Source organism: Providencia sp. PROV024, assembly GCF_032709665.1.
GTDB classification, from domain to species: domain Bacteria; phylum Pseudomonadota; class Gammaproteobacteria; order Enterobacterales; family Enterobacteriaceae; genus Providencia; species Providencia huashanensis.
This window is the reverse complement of sequence record NZ_CP120545.1, coordinates 1,558,486-1,574,440: the sequence shown is the minus strand read 5'-3', so window position 1 is coordinate 1,574,440 and position 15,955 is coordinate 1,558,486. Positions and strand designations below refer to the sequence as shown.

The window sequence follows — 15,955 nt, the reverse complement described above, 5'->3', positions numbered from 1 at the left end:
CCTATGCCTTTATTAACTGCCTTACGCACAGCCTGTTTTACCGGAAACCCGCTTGCTGCTAATCAATTAGTAGAACAACAAGTCGTGTTATGGGAACGCTGGCTATTGCCAATTACGGCTGAAAATCCGGTTGGGGAAGACCCCAGCTATGACGATGACTTCGAACGAATGAAAGAAGAAGTCAACAAGTTATCAGGCTCAGATACGGAGTTAATCTGTACGCTCGCCGAAAATCTCTTAACCCATGTATGTAAAGACGCACGCGTGATCACTTACTATGTTTGGGCGCGCTTACATCGAGAAGGTGAAACGGGCTTAGCTGATGGATTAGGATTACTGGCAGGATTACTCAATCGTTACCACGATGACCTACTACCAAATCGCCCAAATAGCCGAAAATCAGCCATTGAATGGTTGGCAGGTCAGCGAGTTATCGACAGTTTATCCCTTTATCCTGAAGTTGATAGCAACGAATTTGCACGTATTGTGGCGCTACTGAGTTCGATTGTGGATGAGTTTAGTACATGGGATGAGGCAAACCGCCCTAATCTTGCACCACTACTACGCGCACTAGAAAATCGACTTGCGCAATCTGGCGGTGCGAATAGTGTTGTTCCACAAAATATTAAATCAACAGAAAGTATATCAACGAAGCAAACATCAACCGGTATCAGCCCTATCGCCCCTATTCAGTCTGGTCGAGAATTACTTGACCAAGCCAAAGTGCTCGCCAATTATCTGCGTAATCAGCCTAATGGTTGGTTATCGGGTCATCGGCTGATGAAATCCGTACGTTGGGATACGCTACACCAAGCTCCCCCACAAAATCAGCAAGGTTGTACTCGATTAGCCCCACCACGCTCAGATGCCAAAGCCCAGCTAAAACGTTTATATCTGCAACAAAATTGGCTCGAACTCACTGAACAAGCAGATCGATTGTTTGCAGAAGGGGTTAACCATTTTTGGTTAGATGTGCAATGGTACTTGCACCAAGCATTGAGTAAATCCTCTGCGCCATGGGATGGCTGGGCAGAAGTGATTGCCTCTGATTTAAAGCAGTTCTTACTTCGCTTACCGGGTTTAGAAAATCTCGCTTGGGAAGATGGCACACCTTTCGCAGATGAAGTCACCTTAGCGTGGATCAAACAGCATATTCTGGAAGAGAATATTCAGTCTCTCAATCACATGCCTGTTCAAGGCGCAAGTGACGATGATAACGACTCAATATTCGCGTTAGAACAAGAAGCGTTAACTCAAGCTGACACCGAAGGCGTTGAAGCCGCATTAGCATGGCTAATGTCACGCCCGAATATCCAAACTTCCCGTCAAAAATGGTTACTGCAATTAGTGATGGCAAGAGTGGCTGAACAATTTGCTCGTCATGATTTGGCACTGAATTTACTTCGTGAATTAGACCGTAGTGCTGAACAGATGCGCCTCGCGGATTGGGAACCTCATTCGCTGTTTGAAGTTAAAGCCCGCCAGTTGCAATTGTTACGAGGTAAAACGCAGCGTAATACGCCAGACAAAACTGAACTGCACCATCAAATGTCTGAGTTATTGGCTCAGCTAACTCGATTAGACCCTGTGCGAGCGTTAGTGCTCTATCCCTAAATTAATCAACGAGAACCATACTAATGGATGATTTAACCCTTCGCTATTATGATGCGGAGATGCGATATCTGCGTGAGGCAGCCAAAGAGTTCGCTCAAGCTCACCCCGATCGAGCAGCATTATTAGATTTAGACAAAGCGGGCATTCCTGACCCTTTTGTAGAACGGCTTTTTGAAGGTTTTGCCTTCTCCATGGGGCAATTGCGCCAAAAAATTGATGATGATTTACCCGAGTTAACAGAAGGATTAGTCAGCCTACTTTGGCCTCATTACCTACAAACCATTCCCTCACTTTCTGTGGTTGAACTCGCGCCGGATATTCATGATATGAAAATCTCATCAGTGATCCCCGCTAACTTTGAAGTACTTTCACGCCCTATTGGACCTAAAAAGACCGTCTGCCGCTATCGCACAACTCGAGACTTAACACTCAACCCCATTGTGCTATCAACGGTTAATTTAACCACAGAGCCTGATGGCCGTTCCGTAATTCGCTTGCAGTTCGATTGTGCGAAGCTTGCTGACTGGAAACAAATCTCACTTAATGCTCTCTCCTTTTATCTGGCTGGTGATGTTCCAACTACCTATGCACTACATTTAGCGCTGACTAAGCAAGTTGCAGCCACCTATATTCGGCTGCCATCGTCCCCTGACCGTATTCGTTTACCACTTTGGTTTTCCCCTGGTGGATTTGCTGAAGAAGACCAACTGTGGCCTAAAGGAGATAGCACCTTCAGCGGCTACCAACTATTACTGGAGTATTTTTCTTTTCGTGAAAAGTTTTTCTTCGTCAACTTAAACGGACTTGATGAGATTCAATTACCCGAAGGATTAAGTCATTTTGAGCTAGAAATTGTGCTTGATACGCTCTGGGACAGCGATATTCCATTAACTACTGATAACCTAAAACTACACAGTGTCCCAGTGATCAACTTATTCAACATTGAAGCTGACCCACTTACTGTTAATGGATTAGAAAGTGAATATTTACTGCGCCCTCGGCGCTTACAAGATGGACACACCGAAATTTATGCGGTCGATACAGTTCATGGTACGCGACGCGATGAACAAATTCACTATGTGCCATTCAGTAGTTTTCGCCACCGAGGCGGAATGCTCCGCCACAATGCCCCTGAACATTACTATCACACACGAATTAAACGTGGTGTCAGCGGCCTACATGATACATGGCTAATTTTAGGGGGAGAGCACGAGCAACCAACCGCATCTCTTGAAAGTGAAACGCTATCTCTACAATTAACCGGGACTAACGGGCAGCTCCCTCGCAAAGCGTTACAAAGTACATTGCTGGACAGAACTGAAGAGACCTTGCAGACACAGTTACGGGTTCGTAACTTATGCAAACCTACGCTACCTTGCTACCCCCCTGCTGAAGATAGATTTCATTGGCGCGTACTCAGCCACCTTGGTGCCAGCTTCCTGAATATGATGGATAACGTAGAGGTATTACGAGGAACGCTAGCACTTTATGACTGGCGGGAAGATGACCTGAACAGCCGCAAACTCGATGCCATGATCCACGTTGAGCAACACCTTATCGAACGCTTTGAAAAAGGCTTTTTACAGCGAGGTATTGCCATCGACATTACCCTCGATAGCCACGGCTTTAACGGTGAGGGCGACATTCATCTATTTGGCGAAATGCTCAACCGTTTTTTTGCCCTCTATACCGATGTACATCTGTTTAACCAATTGACTTTACATATTTTACCGACAGGAAATAGCCTTACATGGACCGAAAATCATCCTCAGTAAATCCGCTTTTTGATGCGCTTGGGGAGCGTCTTCCGCTGGTAAACTTCTATCGGTTTTGCCAGCTGCTAGAACAAAGTAATGCACAGAGCCCGCCGCTCGGTAGTACCCAAGACCCCAAAACAGACGCTATTCGTTTTCGCCCCCACCGTGGAATGGGCTTTCCCGTCACCGAAATTAAAGGGTTGGATATTGACGATAGATACCGTGATAGCACAACCCCTAGCATTAGAACCACTTTTTTAGGGTTATATGGTGTCACTTCTCCACTACCGACAACCTACCTTGATGATATTGCACAGCGACGAGAAGGAACCGAGTCTCTTACCGATTTTTTAGATATTTTTAACCACCGACTGACGACGCAGTTTTATCGTATTTGGCGAAAATACTCTTACCCCGCAACATTTTCAGCAGGGGGGAAAGACGAAACGTCACAATATTTATATGGATTAATTGGCTTAGGTATACCTGGCACGGCGCAACATATACAAGCGCCGTTATCCCGATTTCTCGCATTACTAGGTACGCTACGTTTTCCGACTCGTACCGCCGAAGGGGTTATATCTTTAGTCAAATTACTGGCGCCTGATACGCAAGTTAAAATCAAGTCCCATGACCCAAGACGCATCGAGCAAGTCACTCAAACAGGGTTATCCTGCAGAACACCGATGACATTAGCCAACAAACCCGTATTAGGTCAGTACGCCACTGATGTTAATAGCCAAATTTTGATTATCTTACAAACCAATAACCTTGAAGAAGCTCGGAACTGGTTGCCTGATGGGTTGCTGTATCAAGATTTAATGGCGCTATTGCATGTTTATCTCGGATCACGCGTCAATGCTCGCCTTAACTTAAAGTTACCAAGAAAGTTACTACCCAATGCAGCGTTAAGCACCCAATCACATCAAGGTGTTCAATTGGGTCGTACCGCAGCAATGGGAACACTCAGCCCACAAACTGTGCGCCAAGAACATATTATCACGTTAAATTTAGGGCGTTACCAACGATTAACGACGTCATCACAGAATACGTCTCCCCAACATTATGCTAATTATCGATTTTAATTTTGAGAATCATTTATGAAACAACTACCTTTATTACCATTTTGTGGCAAAACGTTAGTGCTCCTCTGCGCACTAAATCTATCGGGCTGTGGCCTTACTCAGATGGTCGGTGATGGTACTCGCAATGTTGCAAGCTCCATCTTTTATAAACAAGTGAAAGTCGTACACTTAGATTTTGTCGCACGTGAAGCATTAAATACCGATGATACTGGCGCATCGTTATCAACAATTATCCGTGTTTACCAACTAAAAAACTTTGAAAGCTTTGTAGAAAGCGACTATGCCACTCTTTTCGCTAAAGATAGCCAAGTACTCAAATCCTCGTTAGTCGCACAAAAAGACCTACGAATTCGCCCAGGAGAATCAATTTCGCTTGATATGCCTCTCGAAGAAGGGGCTGAATTTGTTGCTATCGCCGTGATGTTTCACGACCCAGACCTTATCACCGATAATTGGCGTGTGGTGATCCCCAAAAAACGCTTATTACCTGATGACCCACGTTTATTAACTCTCACGGATAACGCTATGACACTAAAACCACTGGGAGAAAAATAACATGTCCCAGCCTTCGTTATATGAAATGTTGACGGGGTATTTTGCTGGAGGATTAAATATTGATGATATTCCAGAACATGACCAAGTGATAGTTTCCGTCATGGACAATATCCGCCGTATTCTCAGCGCCAGAGCGGGGAGCATCGAACATATTCCGGATTATGGGCTTCCCGATATGAGTAAAATGATCCAAGGCCTCCCCGGCACTGCTCACAATATGATGACCATTTTATCGGCAACATTGCTCAAGTATGAGCCCCGCATCAAATCCCTCTCTTTAGTGTTATTACCGCAAAATAGCTTTGGGACACTCCATTATGCCCTTGAGGTTGAATTACACGAACAAGGTTTGATCCGCTATGGCACTGAATTTATGCCTGATGGTCGCATTTTATTGCATCATCTAAAAAAACAATTCGATACGATTTAAACCGACAATTGCTTGAGACAATTATGAACCCAGATTTAAATACATTACGCCTTGGCGGCGACCCTCGCACACTGGCTGATTTTGCAGCCCTTAAAGACGAATTAAACAAACGCTTCCACCCTGCACGCCCTGATGTTGACTGGGCTCGAGCCCATGGCTTATGTTTATCCTTATTTAATCAAAATGGTGCAGACCTACAAACTTGTGCATGGTTTACCCTGATCCGCCAGCATCAAAATGGCATAGCGGGATTAAATGAAGGGTTATCGTTGCTCCAGCATTTACTCAGTCACCACTGGCAAGGGCTTTGGCCCCAACAGACCCATGCTCGCGTCGAAATTATCGCCACATTAAGCCAACAATTGGTGACAGGATTACGTGCACATGCTCCCATTTATGCCGATCTTCCTGCCCTTTACCAAACTGAAACCAAGCTTAGTCAAATTGCACAACAGTTACAAACATTAGAGCTCAAACACCTGACTCAGCTAGAGCGCTTACAAAATTTACTTGCATCTCAGGCAAGGCAATTAGAGAGTACAGATGCTCCAGATAGCGGTTTTATTCCGCCTACACCACCGCAACTTCCGAAAACTTCGCCATCGACATTTCAAGCTCGTACTGCAGTCCCCCCAATTTCCATCAAAGCCAATGCCACCATCAGCACTCCAGCACCTACTCAACCTTCTTACCGCAAAGGCATTTGTGTCGGTCTAGCTTTAGGTATTGTACTCACAGGAGCGATATGTGCAGGAACCTTGTATGCATTACACCCACAAATCAATAATCATGCTTTAGCACAGGTACTCCCACAATTACCTGAATTTACACCAAATATTGCAGCAATAATTGAGCAGCAATTACAACCGAACCCAACTCAATCTAGCCGTATTTCTGCTGAAAAACTCAATGTGATTGATAACTACCTTGTGGAATTAGAGTCTATATCCCCTATTTGGGCTCAGCAATATGGGATTAGTATGGCGAATTACCTCACCAAACATTATGGGGAACGACAAGAAATAACAGCGTTTAACGATAAATGGCAGCAAAATATGCAAATTAATGCGTCATCTAACGATAAACTACAACAATGGTCTGAAGGTATGACGTTATTAAATAACCTAAGTACGCGCTTAGATAGCCTTGATGGGAAACCCCGCAGCTATATAACAGGCTCTGAGCTAAAAACGATTATTTTTAATGCACGTCAACATTTTAATCAAGGTATGCCACTTGAGGAAGAACTACGCCAGCTAGAGCAATTACAGGCGCAAGGCACCGTACCTGAATCAGAATATCAACGTATCGATACCCACTTTAAGCAACTACTGAATCGATATGCATTGATTCAACAAAATAAATAACACCACCAGCCCCGAAATTCTCGCTCTTAGTTAAAGAAAAAAGAAAGGGATTACATTGACTTTTTGAAAGTAAGTGGCATGGTTTGAGCTTTAAATAAGGGATGGATAAAGAAAGACATGTTTTAAAATATGTTTCAGTTTGGTTAATTGCGCCCGCTTTCTCTGCTTTTCTGGCTTCACTTGGATTAATACCATTGGCAACCTGTTTTCGTGCCTCATCTCTTTTCGCTCTTGCTTCATTGAGAGTGACAACAGGATAAATACCTAACGATATCATTTTGGTTTTGCCAGCGAATTGATACCGATAACGCCAGCCTTTGGAACCGTTAGTTTCAGCTAATAAAGCTAGCCCGTTACCATCCGCCAGCGTGTCGGTTTTTTCTTTTAGCTTGGCACGCTTGATTGCCATATCTGTTAGCTTTATAAATCACCAATATTGTATAGGAAAATTGTAGAGGGAATTTCTATACAAAAACTAGGCAACAAATTGTAAGGATTTAGAAAGATGATAGTAGGCTTCGATAGTGTGAGATTTCGCTGGAATGCTTGATTTACTTGGGAGGGGAGACGTTGCTAGAAGTGAAGATGGCGGAGGAGGAGAGATTCGAACTCTCGGATGGTTGCCCATCGGCGGTTTTCAAGACCGCTGCCTTCAGCCGCTCGGCCACCCCTCCGCAATGACGAGCACTATAAACATCCTCTGATTGGATGTAAACCCCTAATTTAATCATTCGCTTTAAAAATATACGCATTTCATACTGTTGGGCGAAAATATCAACATTCTAACGACTTTACTTGGGTTATTTCTCTATTTTTGTTAAATTCATACTCTAATTTTATTTGGATTAAAAATGAGTATGTTGGTTTTTAACAATCAAGAAATTAAAACAGACCCGCAGGGCTACCTGCTTGATAGCCAACAATGGAGTGAAGACCTCATCCCTCTACTTGCGCAGCAGGAAGGCATTGAACTCACCAATGAGCATTTAGAAATTATCCGTTTTGTGAGAAATTTCTACTTGGAATTCAATACCTCACCGGCCATTCGTATGTTGGTGAAAGCGGTTTCTCAGCAATTTGGCGAAGAAAAAGGCAATAGCCGCTATTTATATCGGTTATTTCCTAAAGGGCCCGCAAAGCAAGCGACAAAACTCGCAGGCCTACCAAAGCCAGTAAAGTGCATTTAATTTCTTCCTAATAGCGGACGGAAAAGTCCGCTATTGGCTCAGTTTGCCAACTTTCAGTAAAGAAATGGTCGATATTAGCCCCCGGAGGCCCACCTGCTTTAAGCCATTCATCTACAAATTCAATATCTTGCTCTGAACCATAAATGGCCAGCCTAACACTGCCGTCATCTCGATTACACACAAAACCTTTTATGCCATTTTGGTTAGCCCAATGATAGGTTTGATAACGAAACCCAACGCCTTGAACACGCCCATAAATGTAAAAATTGCGACCTGATGCAGTCATATAAGCCTCCATTGTCAGAGCATAATATATAGATACCTTTTTTTAGCAGTTGTTTTTTATTCATTGAACAGATAATCTGCTAAATGAGGCACTGCTTTTCATAGTTGCGTATAAAGACAGTGTATTGCGTTATTGATAATTGTCCATACTTCGCTTGAAAACGCACAACACTGCCCATATATAAATTGAAGTACAAGCAAGGCTTTTAGGAGGTCGCTATGATGATCACCAGTAAATATGGAATCGGGCAACAAGTCAGGCACAAGCTTCTCGGCTACCTAGGTGTCGTTGTTGATGTAGATGCTGAATATTCGCTCGAACAACCACATGATGATGATATTGCCGCAAACAGCACACTACGCGATCTGCCTTGGTATCATGTTGTAATGGAAGATGACAACGGGGATGCTGTTCATACCTATTTGGCTGAAGCTCAAATCACTTACGAGACTGCTGATGACCACCCAGAACAACCTTCTATGGATGAACTGGCAGAATCAATAAGGTCTCAGTTATTAGCGCCACGTCTGCGTAACTAACGGCTTTATCATTCATGAACGCTCCGTAAAGCAGCTCACATGCTGCTTTACTTTTATCATCAATGAAAGGCTACTTTTCAAGCCCTAAAGCGGGTATTTCCTGTTTTGGGCATTTATCCATAACAAATTGTAACCCTGCCTGCAACGCAATACTTTTAGCTTCTTCGCTAATAACCCCTTGTTGCAACCATAATACTTTCGCTTTAACTTGCACTGCTTCTTTAGCGACACCAACAGCGGCTTCTGCATTGCGGAACACATCAACCATATCAATGGGTTGAGGTATATCACTAAGCTTTTCATACACTAACTGACCTAATAACTGTTGGCCAGCCAATTTAGGGCTAACAGGAATAACGGTATAACCTTGATGTAAGAGATATTCCATGACTTCATAACTTGGCCTATTGGCTTTATCACTAGCCCCAACTAAAGCGATGGTATTGACACTCTTTAAAATTTCAGCAATTTCTTGATCTCTCATCAAAATATCTCCTAAAATCAGTAAACTATTCATTAGCATTATGGTATATGTTGTACTTCTTTGCTCACACAGTTTTAAAGATGCCTATCTCACATCTTATTTAAGGGAACCTCATGGAATCAACAACCCGTAAAATTGCTGCATCAAAAAATATCGCCTTGGTTGCCCATGACCACTGCAAACCCTCGTTATTATCTTGGACAAAAAAGAATAATGAGCGACTTAAAGCGCATAAATTATATGCCACAGGGACTACTGGTTCATTAATTAGCCAACATACAGGGTTACCCGTCACCAGTATGATGAGTGGCCCAATGGGCGGAGACCAACAAATTGGCGCGATGATTGCGGAAAAAAAAATCGACCTATTGATTTTTTTCTGGGACCCACTTAATGCTGTACCGCATGATCCTGATGTTAAAGCATTATTACGTTTAGCTACCGTATGGAATATTCCCGTAGCCACCAACCCAGCAACCGCTGATTTTTTAATCACATCACCTTATTTTGATGACAATATAGAAATCGTGATCCCTGACTACCAAAACTACCTAACAAAACGCACTAACTAGTTTACTGGGCATGTTCGCATGCCCATCCCCCTAAGGCTTTTTCTGTTTTGGGACACCTAATTGTTTAAGTTCTTCAACAAATTCTGATGGTAATTCGGGGTTATATAATAACCAAACTTGCTGTTTAGCCCTTGTTAAGGCCACATACAGTAACCGCCTTTCTTCTGCATGCTCAAAATCTTCAGGTTGTGGCAACAGTGCTTGCTCAATAATTGACTCCCTTGCCGGCGCAGGGAAACCATCCTTACCACTGTTTAAGCCACAAATAATCACATAATCTGCTTGCTGCCCTTTTGATGCATGTACCGTCATAAATTCAATCGTCAATTTTGGCCAACGGGTATGCGCTTTATTCAAAATTTCAGGTTTTAAATAATGATAACGTGCCAGTACTAATATCCTTTCATCATCAAGTACATAGCCGCTCATTTTATCCAATAACCGTTCCAATGCTTGTTCATATAGAAGAACAACTGATTTTTTACTACCTTTAGTTAAGCTATTTAATGGCTTATGAAGCTGAATTGGATTTTGTAAAATAAACCGATTCGCAATATCGCCAATACGTTCATTGAAGCGATAGGTTGTATCCAAAGCACAAAGCTCCCCTTCCCCAAAATTATTTTCAAATGAGGTGGTCAGGTCTAATTCAGCGCCACTAAAACGGTAAATAGCTTGCCAATCATCGCCCACTGCAAACAACGTTGTTTGCTTATTTTGTTGACGTAACGCTTGAAGCAATTTGGCTCTAAGAGGTGAAATATCTTGGAATTCATCAACTAAAATATGTTTCCATGGGCTAATAAAGCGCCCTTTTTCTAAAATATTCACCGCCTGATGAATTAACCCAGAAAAGTCAACCGCACCTTCCTCTTTTAGCGCACTTTTCCATGCTTTTAATAATGGTGCCATCAAACGAATGCGTTTTTGGAAAAGATCTTTAATTTCATCATTGACCTTATCTACCATATCCTTTTGACTACCACCATGCATACGCATTAAGCTTAACCAACGTTCTAAACGCGCAGCAACTTTATGGCTTATTTTGTCATCATTCCAAAACTCACCATCGGGAATTTCCCATTGCAGCTCTTCAGTCAGCCACTCTCGCCAACCTTTCGCTTGAGCCTTTTTCGTTGAACATTGCTCTCGCCATTCTGTTAATAACAATGTTTGACGTTTTTGACTGTTGGTTTCGAGTTCACTGATAACCGGTGATTTTTTACTACCTTCACGAATAATATGCAGAGCAAGCGCATGAAATGTTTTCGCTTCGATATCCTGCTGTAAATGTAGCTGAATGCGCTGATTCATTTCATCAGCAGCTTTGCGACCAAATGCCAGCAATAAAATTTGCTTTGGTTCTGCCAGCCCTCTTAGTATTAGCCAGCCTGCTCTGGCGACTAAAACCGACGTTTTCCCACTACCAGCACCTGCCAGCACTAACACATTATCTTCGCCGTTAATGACAGATAGTGATTGTGAGTAATTTAATGGTGAAGATTCAACTTGTTGGAAAAAATCGTGATAACGCACCAAAACAGACTCGCACCACTTTTCATTAATTTGCTTGCGACATTTTTCACTGTCATTCAACCACTTAAGGCAAAATTGATACTGAGATGCACAATTTTCAAACGATGGAATACGTACTAACGGTAAAGGAAGTGATGAAAAGTTCTGAGTAATTTTGTCTTTGATGCTGCTAACTTGACGTAAACCAAGCCAATGATCTTGTTTTATCAGTTGTTCAATGGTTTTCACCAATTCAGTCAATACTTGCGCACTGACTTGGCTCATTTCGGCACTCCATTGTTGCCATTTTTCATACAAATAATGGTAAAAACGTTGAGTTTGTTTCCACTCTGTACCGTGTAAACGCACAACTTGTTCGTTCACAATTTCAAATTCTAATTCCCCCCAAACAATGCCCCTCTTACAACGAAGGTCAATAAGTTCATTGAATGGGATAAGATATTGGTGGTTTTCACCACTGACTTCGATACCTGCGTTGAGTAAGCGAACCCGATTGTAGGGATGCTGAGCCAGACGCTGTCCAATCTGTGTTGATTTCAGTTCCATACGTCCTGCACCTGAAAAAAATCAATGACAAAATACGGTTGGCTTGATTCCAAACGGTTTTTTATTCCCTGCAAACACGCTATCCTATATAAACTAGAGCTTGTCTTACCTCTGAGGTACTTTGTGTTAACACTGCTTACCAGTTATCGCCGCGTGCTATATAACAGCCATATTTTATATTATATCCGAATCTTTATAGCCCTGACAGGCGCAACATTAGTGCCGTGGCTTTTAGGGCAAGACCCTAAAGTGACTATCCCACTGACATTAGGCGTGGTTGCCGCAGCCTTGACTGACTTAGATGATAGGCTAACTGGCAGAATAAAAAATTTAATTATTACCCTTTTTTGTTTTTTTGTTGCCTCAGTTTCAATTGAGTTACTCTTCCCATACCCACTATTTTTCTTTTTTGGCCTCGCTTTTTCGACTTGTGGGTTCATCTTACTTGGTGCTTTAGGGCAACGTTATGCCACCATTGCATTTGGCGCCTTACTGATAGCCATTTATACCATGCTAGGTGTACCCATTTTTGATACTTGGTATCAACAACCTGTGTTATTACTTACAGGGGCCATTTGGTATAATATTCTAACATTAATTGGCCATATTTTGTTTCCCGTCAGGCCATTACAAGATGCCATCACTCAATGCTACCAGCAACTTTCCGCCTACCTAGACGCAAAAGCTAACTTATTTGACCCTGATCTTGAAGATGATTATCAACAATCAGTTTATGATTTAGCTTTAGTAAACAGTAATTTAGTCAACACAATGAACCAAGCGAAAATTGCTTTATTGAGCCGACTTAAAGGTGATAGAGGCCAAAAAGGGACTCGTAATACGCTGCATTACTATTTTGTTGCACAAGATATCCATGAACGTGCTAGCTCGTCTCACATTCAGTATCAACAACTTAGTCGCACCTTACGCCATTATGATATCTTATTTCGTTTTCAACGCTTACTAACCATGCAAGCAAGAGCCTGCCAGCAAGTTGCTCAATCCGTATTGCTACGTAAACAATATCAACATAATCCACGCTTTGAACGAACTTTCAGCTACCTTGAAAACTCACTATTATTACTTAAGCAGCAATCCCCTGAATTACATGCAATAAAAGCACTGCATAATTTACTCAAAAATTTAAAGGGAATTGATGTTCAACTTAAAGGGCTAAGCCTTGAGCAAAGCTCATGGCAACAAAATAATAAACAAGTAGAACAATTGTCTGACGAATCATTATCAGGCTTTAATGATATTATTACACGGGTTAAGCATCATTTAACCCCAAAATCATCGTTGTTTCGCCATGCAGTTAGGATGTCAATACTTCTTTGTACTGGTTACGCGATTATCCAACTATTTGATATGGAAAGAGGGTATTGGATATTACTCACTAGTTTATTTGTCTGCCAACCTAACTACAGCGCCACTAAACGCCGTTTAGCACTGCGTATCATCGGGACTATCGTTGGTATCCTAATCGGGTTACCATTACTTAATTTAATCCCATCAATTGAAGGCCAGCTTACCCTTATTGTGATCTCTGGCTTACTGTTCTTTATGTTCCGTAGTAGCCAATATGCACAAGCTACCCTTTTTATCACTTTGTTAGTGCTTTTTTGCTTTAACTTATTAGGAGAAGGGTTTGATGTCGCATTACCTCGGATTATTGACACCCTTATCGGCTGTTTTATCGCACTACTTGCTGTAAGTTTTATTTGGCCTGATTGGAAATTTCGCCAACTTCCTCAGGTCATTCAAAAAACAATGGACAGTAATTGTAGGTACCTTGATGCCATTTTACTGCAATACTACCAAGGTAAAGATAATAGCCTTGAATACCGTGTTGCACGCCGTGATGCACATAATAATGATGCAGAATTTGCTTCTATTGTCTCCAATATGGCATCAGACCCCAAATCTTACCGGATCACCCAAGAACAAGCTTTCAGACTTTTATGTTTAAACCATACACTACTTAGCTATATTTCCGCGTTAGGTGCGCACCGTGAAAAAATCCATAATGAGGATAACTTGGCACTGTTAAATGATGCAATTTGCTATGTTGAATCTGCCTTGCAAACCAACATACTAAACTCTCAAATTATCGATGAAAAATCTGATAGGCTGCGCCAAAACTTATTACAGCGAATCGATAACATTGCAAAAAGTGACGATGAAAAAACATTACTCATCATGGAACAAACTAAGCTTTTACTTGAACTTGTACCTGAAATAAAGCAAATGATCCGAAAAATCAGTGCATAATAAACATACCGATGAGCGGGTATTAAAATATATAAATATCCTTTCTACCCGCTTATTCTTCTCATATTAGTATTGTCTGGTTTTGAGGTAGCCTGCTATAAGTTTCCTTTGATTTATATTAGGCAATCACCTCGATGCGAGTTCAAAACTGTTATACCAAGTAATCAATTCTTGCTTAGTATTCTTTGGCAATACAGCACTATGACAGCCTTCTATTGCCGCTGCTAGGCCAATTAATAATTTAATACTCGGGTCATGCCGCCCATGTTGCTTAAGTTTGATAAAACACGCTTTTGCGCCCATCGTACGTAAATCATCTACATGAGAAATTCCAATTTTCCCCAATGCCCTCTCAACTGACATATTCATATTTGGCAAATCTTTGATACGCATTGTGATGGACTGTTTTTGTTTTAATTCTTCAATTGCAGAACGATAAGCGAGTTCAATATATTGGAGACACAAGACTTCATCGCCCCAAATTTGTTCAGAAAGTTGGTAATATCGCATTTCCAAAGGTATGCCTTTCTTACTATAAACAAGCCGATTAAGCCCTGAAGCCTCAAAATGGCTTCTAGCTACTAGACACCCTCGTAAATAATATTTCCCATCCAGCACTAACCCTACAATGGCATTATCAACTAATAGGCAAAAACCGCCGAAGTGATTTTTACGCTTTAACTCTCCGAATTGACCTAACAAACGAGATAAATTAAAAAATTTTTCTTCTTCTAATAACATATACCTTAACTCCTTTTTGGGTATGTTTCATTTTTATCCTTGAGAGAATCAATTTTATAATTTCTTGCTTTACAAACAATTACACCTAGCCAATTTTGAGAGTTTCAATAAAAAATGCCAAGAAGAATGCAGCGGAAAACAACAAAGTTGCGAAGCGCTTTGAAAAAATAGGCTTGATATTGGATAAATATACAGTTACTGTATGTTCATACAGCATTGTAACGAGGTTAATAATTATGAGCATCTATTCTTGGAACAACACAACAGAACATTCTCTTAATAATTACGCACAGTCCATCCCATCCATTGAGCTTGCGAGTAACTCTACACAACAAGGTATGGTGAGCGAACTCGTTTACGATGAAAAACATCCAATCATGGACTATATTTTGCTTCCAATGCTCCGCCAGTTTGGGGCTCAATCACGTTGGTTGCTCTGGCTAAGCCCAAATAAAAAACTGAGTAAACACTGGTTAGAACAAGCAGGCATCCCTACGAATAAGGTCATGCAACTAAGTCACATGGAAACCATAACAACCATAGATGCAATGGAAAAAGCCTTAAAAAGTGGTAACTATAGTGTCGTTTTAGGCTGGTTGCCTGAACTGAACGAACAAGATTTTGTTCGTTTACAATATGCGGCTCAAGAAGGTCATTCTATTGGCTTTATTATGCGCCCACAAAAAACATATAATATGGTAAGTATGCAATCAGGACAGTCAAACCACCTAAAAATTCACTCAAATCATTATCACTAGCCAAGATTAAGAATTTTCTTACTAAATTTAACCTTTAGAAATATTTATCTCTAAAGTGAAATGAAAAGTATTGCAGATCAATTAGATAGACAAAAAACAATCATAATACAAAATATACATATCTCCCTGATTTATACACTAAAAAAATACTTTTTTTAACGTTTATTGCTCACTCTACTTGTATCTTTTTAAGTTCGTTGTAGACTTTAGCTTGTTAAGCTTATGGC

15 protein-coding genes, 1 tRNA gene and 1 pseudogene are annotated in these 15,955 nt (G+C 41.4%); 11 read left to right on the top strand and 6 right to left on the bottom strand.

Annotated elements, in window-relative coordinates; translation table 11 throughout:
- Window positions 1-3: 3 nt before the first annotated feature.
- The 6 genes from tssA to P3L56_RS07185 are packed head-to-tail and all read left to right on the top strand — an operon-like array spanning window position 4 to window position 6,808.
- Window positions 4-1,614, top strand: a complete 1,611-nt coding sequence (gene tssA, locus P3L56_RS07210) for a type VI secretion system protein TssA (protein ID WP_198861254.1) — start codon at window positions 4-6, stop codon at window positions 1,612-1,614.
- Window positions 1,615-1,637: 23 nt separating this feature from the next.
- On the top strand, window positions 1,638-3,389 hold the full coding sequence (gene tssF / locus P3L56_RS07205) for a type VI secretion system baseplate subunit TssF (RefSeq protein WP_042846426.1): 1,752 nt from the start codon (window positions 1,638-1,640) through the stop codon (window positions 3,387-3,389).
- Window positions 3,365-4,456, top strand: a complete 1,092-nt coding sequence (gene tssG / locus P3L56_RS07200; protein ID WP_048606625.1) for a type VI secretion system baseplate subunit TssG — start codon at window positions 3,365-3,367, stop codon at window positions 4,454-4,456. Before tssF ends, tssG begins: the two co-directional genes overlap by 25 nt.
- 15 nt (window positions 4,457-4,471) lie before the next feature.
- On the top strand, window positions 4,472-5,011 hold the full coding sequence (gene tssJ / locus P3L56_RS07195) for a type VI secretion system lipoprotein TssJ (RefSeq protein ID WP_042846428.1): 540 nt from the start codon (window positions 4,472-4,474) through the stop codon (window positions 5,009-5,011).
- A gap of 1 nt (window position 5,012) precedes the next feature.
- Complete coding sequence (gene tssE, locus P3L56_RS07190) at window positions 5,013-5,441, top strand: type VI secretion system baseplate subunit TssE (RefSeq protein WP_042846429.1); 429 nt, start codon at window positions 5,013-5,015, stop codon at window positions 5,439-5,441.
- Window positions 5,442-5,464: 23 nt separating this feature from the next.
- The gene (locus tag P3L56_RS07185; RefSeq protein ID WP_131680705.1) at window positions 5,465-6,808 is read left to right on the top strand and encodes a VasL domain-containing protein; all 1,344 of its coding nucleotides are present in this window, start codon (window positions 5,465-5,467) and stop codon (window positions 6,806-6,808) included.
- A 121-nt stretch (window positions 6,809-6,929) separates the two neighbouring features.
- On the opposite strand, the pseudogene P3L56_RS07180 reads toward P3L56_RS07185, so the two are convergent.
- Both P3L56_RS07180 and P3L56_RS07175 read right to left on the bottom strand, forming a co-directional pair.
- Window positions 6,930-7,232: pseudogene (locus P3L56_RS07180) on the bottom strand (Arm DNA-binding domain-containing protein); the annotation flags it as partial.
- Window positions 7,233-7,394: 162 nt separating this feature from the next.
- Window positions 7,395-7,482: transfer RNA gene (locus P3L56_RS07175), tRNA-Ser, on the bottom strand.
- 183 nt (window positions 7,483-7,665) lie between these two features.
- Between P3L56_RS07175 and tusE the strand changes: the two genes are divergently transcribed.
- Window positions 7,666-7,995 (top strand): sulfurtransferase TusE, encoded by a 330-nt coding sequence (gene tusE, locus P3L56_RS07170; RefSeq protein ID WP_042846636.1) that lies wholly within the window; start codon window positions 7,666-7,668, stop codon window positions 7,993-7,995.
- A 7-nt stretch (window positions 7,996-8,002) separates the two neighbouring features.
- Here the strand turns inward: tusE and P3L56_RS07165 are convergent, their stop codons facing one another.
- Complete coding sequence (locus P3L56_RS07165) at window positions 8,003-8,281, bottom strand: acylphosphatase (RefSeq protein WP_173424816.1); 279 nt, start codon at window positions 8,279-8,281, stop codon at window positions 8,003-8,005.
- 218 nt (window positions 8,282-8,499) lie between these two features.
- Between P3L56_RS07165 and hspQ the strand changes: the two genes are divergently transcribed.
- Window positions 8,500-8,820: a heat shock protein HspQ gene (hspQ, locus tag P3L56_RS07160; RefSeq protein WP_173424817.1), complete on the top strand. Its 321-nt coding sequence runs from the start codon at window positions 8,500-8,502 to the stop codon at window positions 8,818-8,820.
- Between the two features lie 70 nt (window positions 8,821-8,890).
- On the opposite strand, the gene P3L56_RS07155 is transcribed toward hspQ, so the two are convergent.
- Window positions 8,891-9,304, bottom strand: a complete 414-nt coding sequence (locus P3L56_RS07155; protein ID WP_129466706.1) for a CoA-binding protein — start codon at window positions 9,302-9,304, stop codon at window positions 8,891-8,893.
- A gap of 113 nt (window positions 9,305-9,417) precedes the next feature.
- Between P3L56_RS07155 and P3L56_RS07150 the strand changes: the two genes are divergently transcribed.
- Window positions 9,418-9,876, top strand: a complete 459-nt coding sequence (locus tag P3L56_RS07150) for a methylglyoxal synthase (protein WP_042846434.1) — start codon at window positions 9,418-9,420, stop codon at window positions 9,874-9,876.
- A gap of 30 nt (window positions 9,877-9,906) precedes the next feature.
- Here the strand turns inward: P3L56_RS07150 and helD are convergent, their stop codons facing one another.
- On the bottom strand, window positions 9,907-11,958 hold the full coding sequence (helD, locus tag P3L56_RS07145) for a DNA helicase IV (RefSeq protein WP_131680706.1): 2,052 nt from the start codon (window positions 11,956-11,958) through the stop codon (window positions 9,907-9,909).
- A gap of 123 nt (window positions 11,959-12,081) precedes the next feature.
- Between helD and yccS the strand changes: the two genes are divergently transcribed.
- A complete protein-coding gene (gene yccS, locus P3L56_RS07140; protein ID WP_210831818.1) occupies window positions 12,082-14,229 on the top strand; it encodes a YccS family putative transporter in 2,148 nt (715 codons plus the stop codon).
- 126 nt (window positions 14,230-14,355) lie between these two features.
- On the opposite strand, the gene P3L56_RS07135 is transcribed toward yccS, so the two are convergent.
- Window positions 14,356-14,970: a TfoX/Sxy family DNA transformation protein gene (locus tag P3L56_RS07135; protein WP_129466709.1), complete on the bottom strand. Its 615-nt coding sequence runs from the start codon at window positions 14,968-14,970 to the stop codon at window positions 14,356-14,358.
- Window positions 14,971-15,206: 236 nt separating this feature from the next.
- Between P3L56_RS07135 and sulA the strand changes: the two genes are divergently transcribed.
- Window positions 15,207-15,728: an SOS-induced cell division inhibitor SulA gene (gene sulA / locus P3L56_RS07130; protein ID WP_042846437.1), complete on the top strand. Its 522-nt coding sequence runs from the start codon at window positions 15,207-15,209 to the stop codon at window positions 15,726-15,728.
- Window positions 15,729-15,955: the final 227 nt, after the last annotated feature.

Excerpts from the sequence above, each read along its gene's own strand:
- tssJ (WP_042846428.1), top strand. The coding sequence starts at position 4,472 with ATGAAACAACTACCTTTATTACCATTTTGTGGCAAAACGTTAGTGCTC.
- hspQ (WP_173424817.1), top strand. The coding sequence starts at position 8,500 with ATGATGATCACCAGTAAATATGGAATCGGGCAACAAGTCAGGCACAAG.
- sulA (WP_042846437.1), top strand. The coding sequence starts at position 15,207 with ATGAGCATCTATTCTTGGAACAACACAACAGAACATTCTCTTAATAAT.
- P3L56_RS07135 (WP_129466709.1), bottom strand. The coding sequence starts at position 14,970 with ATGTTATTAGAAGAAGAAAAATTTTTTAATTTATCTCGTTTGTTAGGT.
- tssE (WP_042846429.1), top strand. The coding sequence starts at position 5,013 with ATGTCCCAGCCTTCGTTATATGAAATGTTGACGGGGTATTTTGCTGGA.
- tusE (WP_042846636.1), top strand. The coding sequence starts at position 7,666 with ATGTTGGTTTTTAACAATCAAGAAATTAAAACAGACCCGCAGGGCTAC.
- tssF (WP_042846426.1), top strand. The coding sequence starts at position 1,638 with ATGGATGATTTAACCCTTCGCTATTATGATGCGGAGATGCGATATCTG.
- helD (WP_131680706.1), bottom strand. The coding sequence starts at position 11,958 with ATGGAACTGAAATCAACACAGATTGGACAGCGTCTGGCTCAGCATCCC.
- tssG (WP_048606625.1), top strand. The coding sequence starts at position 3,365 with ATGGACCGAAAATCATCCTCAGTAAATCCGCTTTTTGATGCGCTTGGG.
- P3L56_RS07185 (WP_131680705.1), top strand. The coding sequence starts at position 5,465 with ATGAACCCAGATTTAAATACATTACGCCTTGGCGGCGACCCTCGCACA.
- tssA (WP_198861254.1), top strand. The coding sequence starts at position 4 with ATGCCTTTATTAACTGCCTTACGCACAGCCTGTTTTACCGGAAACCCG.
- P3L56_RS07155 (WP_129466706.1), bottom strand. The coding sequence starts at position 9,304 with ATGAGAGATCAAGAAATTGCTGAAATTTTAAAGAGTGTCAATACCATC.
- P3L56_RS07150 (WP_042846434.1), top strand. The coding sequence starts at position 9,418 with ATGGAATCAACAACCCGTAAAATTGCTGCATCAAAAAATATCGCCTTG.
- P3L56_RS07165 (WP_173424816.1), bottom strand. The coding sequence starts at position 8,281 with ATGACTGCATCAGGTCGCAATTTTTACATTTATGGGCGTGTTCAAGGC.